4 protein-coding genes are annotated in these 5,078 nt (G+C 71.7%); all 4 read right to left on the bottom strand.

Translation table 11 applies throughout. From position 1 onward, the window contains the following. Positions 1-86: 86 nt before the first annotated feature. A complete protein-coding gene (locus ACWF94_RS33170) occupies positions 87-1,811 on the bottom strand; it encodes a DoxX family membrane protein (RefSeq protein WP_453497097.1) in 1,725 nt (574 codons plus the stop codon). A gap of 124 nt (positions 1,812-1,935) precedes the next feature. Further along, positions 1,936-2,886, bottom strand: a complete 951-nt coding sequence (gene rlmB, locus ACWF94_RS33165; protein WP_453497095.1) for a 23S rRNA (guanosine(2251)-2'-O)-methyltransferase RlmB — start codon at positions 2,884-2,886, stop codon at positions 1,936-1,938. Positions 2,887-3,001: 115 nt separating this feature from the next. Next, entirely contained in the window at positions 3,002-4,402 is a 1,401-nt protein-coding gene (gene cysS / locus ACWF94_RS33160; RefSeq protein ID WP_453497092.1) for a cysteine--tRNA ligase, read from the bottom strand. A 99-nt stretch (positions 4,403-4,501) separates the two neighbouring features. Beyond that, on the bottom strand, positions 4,502-4,906 hold the full coding sequence (locus ACWF94_RS33155) for a PPOX class F420-dependent oxidoreductase (RefSeq protein ID WP_453497090.1): 405 nt from the start codon (positions 4,904-4,906) through the stop codon (positions 4,502-4,504). Positions 4,907-5,078 lie beyond the last annotated feature (172 nt).

The raw sequence follows: 5,078 nt of genomic DNA, 5'->3' as shown, positions 1-5,078 counted from the left end.
GGACCCGCCCGGCCCGGGTCGGCCCGGTCCGCCCGGGTCCGCCCGGGTCCGTCGCGCCAAGGGCGCCGCCGTACCGCCCCGGTGTCTCAGCCGAGGAGGCCACCGATCACCCTGCCGCCACCGGAACTCCCGCCGCTGCCGCCGCCGCTCCCGGCTCCCCCGCCCGTCGGGCCCGCCTCGTCCGGGACGCTCGCGGGGCCGTTGCCACCGCCGCTGTCGGTGCCACCGCCGGAGGAGGGTCCCGAGGTGTTGGAGGGGGCCTGCCGGGCGGGCTCGGAGCGGCCGGGGGTGCGCTGGCCGGTGCCGGTGCCCTGGGTCTGGCTGGGGCGGTCGGCGGTAGCCCCGGCGGTCTCCCTGGCGGCCGGGTCGCCGCCCTTCGACGGCGTCGACTCCGCCTTCTTCGCGGCACCCTTGCGGCTGGCGGACGGCGCGGGCCGGTTACCGCCGGCGGAACCGGTCGGTCCGGCGGAGCTGCGCTCGCCGGTCGGCTCGTCCTGCGGGAGCGGGGCGCCGGGCAGATGGTTGGTCGGGTCCTGGTTCGGGCCGGGGACGGTGACCATGTCGGACGAGCGGACGGCTCCCCCGAGCATCGAACCGATGAGGAGCGTCAGACCGACCACCACGGCGGCGACGACCGAACCGCGCCGCAGCACCCGGCGCCGCAGCTCCCACAGCTCGGAGCGCGGCCCCAGCTTGCGCCACGCCTCACCCGCGAGCCGCCCGTCGATGGAGTAGACGGGGGCGCCCGCGATGATCAGCGGGGACCAGGCGGCGAGATAGATGATGTCGGGGGCGTCGTACGCGGGGACGGTCTTCCAGCTCACCGTGAGGATCAGCGCGGCGGACAGCAGCGCGCCGACGACGGCCGCGACCCGCTGCCACAGGCCGAGGACCGTCAGCACCCCCACCACGACCTGGAGGAAGGCGACGGTGAGACCCGCGCCCACCGGGTGGGAGAGCGCGAAGTCGCGCAGCGGCTCGGCGAGCGCCCAGGGGTGCAGGGAGTTGAGCCACTTCACCATGGAGCCGCGCTCGCCGCCGTCGAAGTAGACGGGGTCGCAGAGCTTGCCCATACCGGCGTAGATGGAGATCAGGCCGAGGAACACCCGCATCGGCAGCAGCACCACGCCGAGGTTCATCCGGCGGCCGGGGTAGTACGCGTGGCGTACGGCGTCGTTGCCGAACCGCTGCGGGCGGGCTCCGGCCTCGTCGTACCCGTCGTACCCCTCGGCGTCGTCGAGATGCCTCAGCTCGCCCAGGTCGTGGAGCTGGGTCGGCTCGTCGTCGTACGCCTCGTCGCCGGGGTAGGTGTCGTACGCGCCGACGGCCTGGCGCATCGGCGGCAGCAGCGGCCGGCCGCCGCCGGGGGGCGCGGCGACGGGGGTGCGGGCCGTGTCCGTGGTGTCGTCGGCCAGCTCGACACGCGGGATCACCTGGGTCGCGCCGGAGTCGTAGCCCTCACGGCCATAATCGTCGTGGCCCCCGCCGGCCGCGTTCCGCTCGTACGCCCGGTCCTCGGTGGTGACCGTGCTGTTGCGTACGGCCTGGAGCAGTCCGGTCGCACCGGCGTCCCCGGGCGCGGACTTGCCGCTCCAGACCACGGGGGCGGCCCTGCGCCGGAGCGCGGTGCCGCCTGCGGGGACGCGGGCGGCGCCTCCGGGGGCTCGTGCGGGGCGCGGGCTCTGCGCGAGCTGCACCCGGAAGCTGGCGTGGTTCACGATGACCTGCGCGGGGTCGCAGTCAACCTTGAGCATGCTCAGCGCAGGCTGGTCATCGAACCCGGGCCGGGGCGTTCTGGTGTCCACACTCATCTAACCGAGTGACATGGGGTTTGGACACTGCCGTGACGGATTCGATCTGTCCGAGACCCGTCAAGGCTGGTGAGAGGCCCGGATACCCGCGTTCGCGGCCCTCAGGCGCGTCGCCTGGCCCGCCTCAGGCGCGTCGCCTGGCCGCCTCGTACAGGACGACTCCGGCCGCCACGCCCGCGTTCAGCGACTCCGCGCCGCCCGGCATCGGGATGCGTACGCGATAGTCACAGGTTTCGCCGACGAGCCGGGACAGCCCCTTGCCCTCGCTGCCGACGACGATGACGAGCGGGCCGCCGAGGGCTTCCAGTTCACCGACCTCCAGCTCGCCGTCGGCGGCGAGTCCGACGACGGTCAGGCCCGCCTTCTGATACGACTCCAGGGCGCGGGTCAGATTGGTCGCGCGGGCGACCGGGGTGCGGGCGGCGGTGCCCGCGGAGGTCTTCCAGGCGCCCGCGGTCATGCCCGCCGCGCGGCGCTCGGGGACGACGACGCCATGGCCGCCGAAGGCCGCGACGGAGCGGACGACCGCGCCGAGGTTGCGCGGGTCGGTGACCCCGTCGAGGGCGACGATCAGCGGGTCCTCGCCGTGGTCGGCGGCGGTGGCCGCGAGGTCCTCCGGGTGCGCGTACTCGTACGGCGGGACCTGGAGCACCAGACCCTGGTGGTTGAGCCCGTTCGTCATCCGGTCCAGCTCGGGGCGCGGCGCCTCCATGATGTGGAGGTTGCCCCGGCCGGTGGCGAGCTGGAGCGCCTCGCGCACCCGCTCGTCGTTGTCGATGAACTGCTGCACGTACAGCATCGTGGCGGGCACCCCGTCGCGCAGCGCCTCGAAGACCGAGTTGCGGCCGACGACCATCTCGGATGTGCCCTTGCCGCCCCGGCGGGCGACGGGCCTGCGGGCCGCCTGCTTGGCCTTGGCGTTCGCCACCCGGCTCTTGACGTGCCCCTTACGGGCGGACGCGGGCGGGGTGGGGCCCTTCCCTTCCAGGGCGCGGCGTCGCTTGCCACCGCTGCCGACCTGCGCGCCCTTCTTGTTGGACGTGCGGCGGTTCCTGCGCTGGCTGTTCCCGGCCATGACTACTACCTGTTTCCGTGAATCCTCGTTCTGCACGTAGATGCAGACCGTACGTATGCAAGTGTGCCGCCCTCCAGATCCCGCTGGGTCGGGCGGCACACGGGGGCGGGTGTGCTCAGCGGGGGCCGAGCGTCCACCGTGGGCCGTCCGGGCTGTCCTCGATGACGAGCCCGGACTGCTGGAGCTGATCGCGGATGGCGTCGGCGGTGGCCCAGTCCTTGCGGCCGCGGGCCGACTCGCGCTGCTGGAGCACCAGCCGTACGAGGGTGTCGACGGCGCCGTGGAGGTCCTCGCCGCCGTCGCTCTCACCGGCCCAGTGCGGATCGCCGGGGTCCAGTCCGAGGACACCGAGCATGGCACGCACCTCGGCGGCGCGGGCGGCTGCGGTCTCCTTGTCGTCGGCGGCCAGTGCGGAATTGCCCTGGCGGACCGTGGTGTGGATGACGGCGAGGGCCTGGGGGACGCCCAGGTCGTCGTCCATGGCCTCGGCGAAGGCGGGCGGCACATCGGGCGACGGCTCGATCGTGGCGCCGGACTTCTCGCCGACCCGCTGGAGGAAGCCGGCGATCCGGGCGAACGCGGACGCGGCCTCGCGCAGCGCCTCCTCGCTGTACTCGATCATCGAGCGGTAGTGCGGGGTGCCGAGGTAGTAGCGCAGGACGATGGGCTTCCAGTGCTTGACCATCTCGGAGACCAGCACCGAGTTGCCGAGCGACTTGGACATCTTCTCGCCGCTCATGGTGACCCAGGCGTTGTGCACCCAGTACGCGGCGAAGTCGTCGCCGAACGCCTTGGCCTGGGCGATCTCGTTCTCATGGTGCGGGAAGATCAGATCGATGCCGCCGCCGTGGATGTCGAAGGCGGAGCCCAGGTACTTATGAGCCATGGCGGAGCACTCCAGATGCCAGCCGGGACGGCCGCGGCCCCAGGGCGTCTCCCAGTCGGGCTCGCCCGGCTTGGCCGCCTTCCACATGGCGAAGTCCCGCTGGTCGCGCTTGCCGGTCTCGCCCTCGCCGGAGGGCTGGCGGAGGTCGTCGATGTCCTGGTTGGAGAGCTGGAGATAGCCGGGGAAGGATCTGACGTCGAAGTACACATTGCCGTCGGCCTCATAGGCGTGGCCGCGCTCGATGAGTCCGCGCATCATCTCGACCATCTCGGTGACATGGCCGGTGGCGCGGGGCTCATAGGTGGGCGGCAGGCAGCCGAGGGCACGGTAACCGTCGTTGAACGCGCGCTCGTTCTCGTAGCCGATGGACCACCACGGGCGGTTCTGGTCCGCCGACTTCTGGATGATCTTGTCGTCGATGTCGGTCACATTGCGCACGAACGTCACTTCGTAGCCGCGGTACTCGAACCAGCGGCGCATGATGTCGAAGTTCAGCCCCGAGCGGATATGGCCGATATGCGGTGCGGCCTGCACGGTCGCACCACAGAGGTAGATCGAGACGCGGCCCGGTGTGAGCGGGGAGAAGTCACGGATCTGCCGGGCGCTGGTGTCGTACAGGCGAATGGTCACGCATCAAGGGTAGTGGGCCCGGGGCGGTGTTCCCGCAGCGCGTGCCGCGGGAACAGCTCCGGGTGTCGCCGGGCGGCGGCCGGTCCTCAGGCCGGTCCCTCAGATACGGCCGACGACCTTGCGCGGGGTGATACGGATGACGACGCGGGGGGCGTCCTGACCGGAAGCCGGGTTGAATTCCGCGTACTTCTTGCCGGTGTACTTCACGGCGAGTTCATCGATCAGTTCCTGGCCGCCCTCGGTGGTCAGCTCGGCCGTGCCGCGGATCTCGGCGTACGTGTACGGCGCGTCGAAGGGCTGGAGAAGGACGGTCACCCGGGGGTCGCGGTCCAGATTCTGCTGCTTGCGGCGGCCGACGGTGGTGGAGACCAGGATGTCCTCTCCGTCCCGCTTCACCCAGACCGGCGATACCTGAGGGCTGCCGTCGGGCTGGATGGTGGCGATGTTCACGAAGACGGGGGTGTCGAGCAGCGACTTCAGTTCGTCCGAGAGTACGGCGGTCATGAGTACGGCCTTTCCGGTGATCGGCGTGGTCGGTGCGATGAGTTTGGTCGGGATGGTGCGTGGTCGGTGCGATGAGTTTGGTCGGGACGGTGCGTGGTCGGGACGGTGGGTGCGGACTGCTCGGTCGGTGCGATGAGCGTGGTCGGGACGGTCGGTGCGGACGGCATGATCG

The organism is Streptomyces sp. NPDC055078, from assembly GCF_053607985.1.
Note: the sequence above shows the minus strand (reverse complement) of the source record. Positions and strands in the feature narration are given on the sequence as shown.

Coding starts and splice junctions, on each gene's coding strand:
- ACWF94_RS33155 (WP_453497090.1), bottom strand. CDS start 4,906: ATGACCGCCGTACTCTCGGACGAACTGAAGTCGCTGCTCGACACCCCC.
- ACWF94_RS33170 (WP_453497097.1), bottom strand. CDS start 1,811: ATGAGTGTGGACACCAGAACGCCCCGGCCCGGGTTCGATGACCAGCCT.
- rlmB (WP_453497095.1), bottom strand. CDS start 2,886: ATGGCCGGGAACAGCCAGCGCAGGAACCGCCGCACGTCCAACAAGAAG.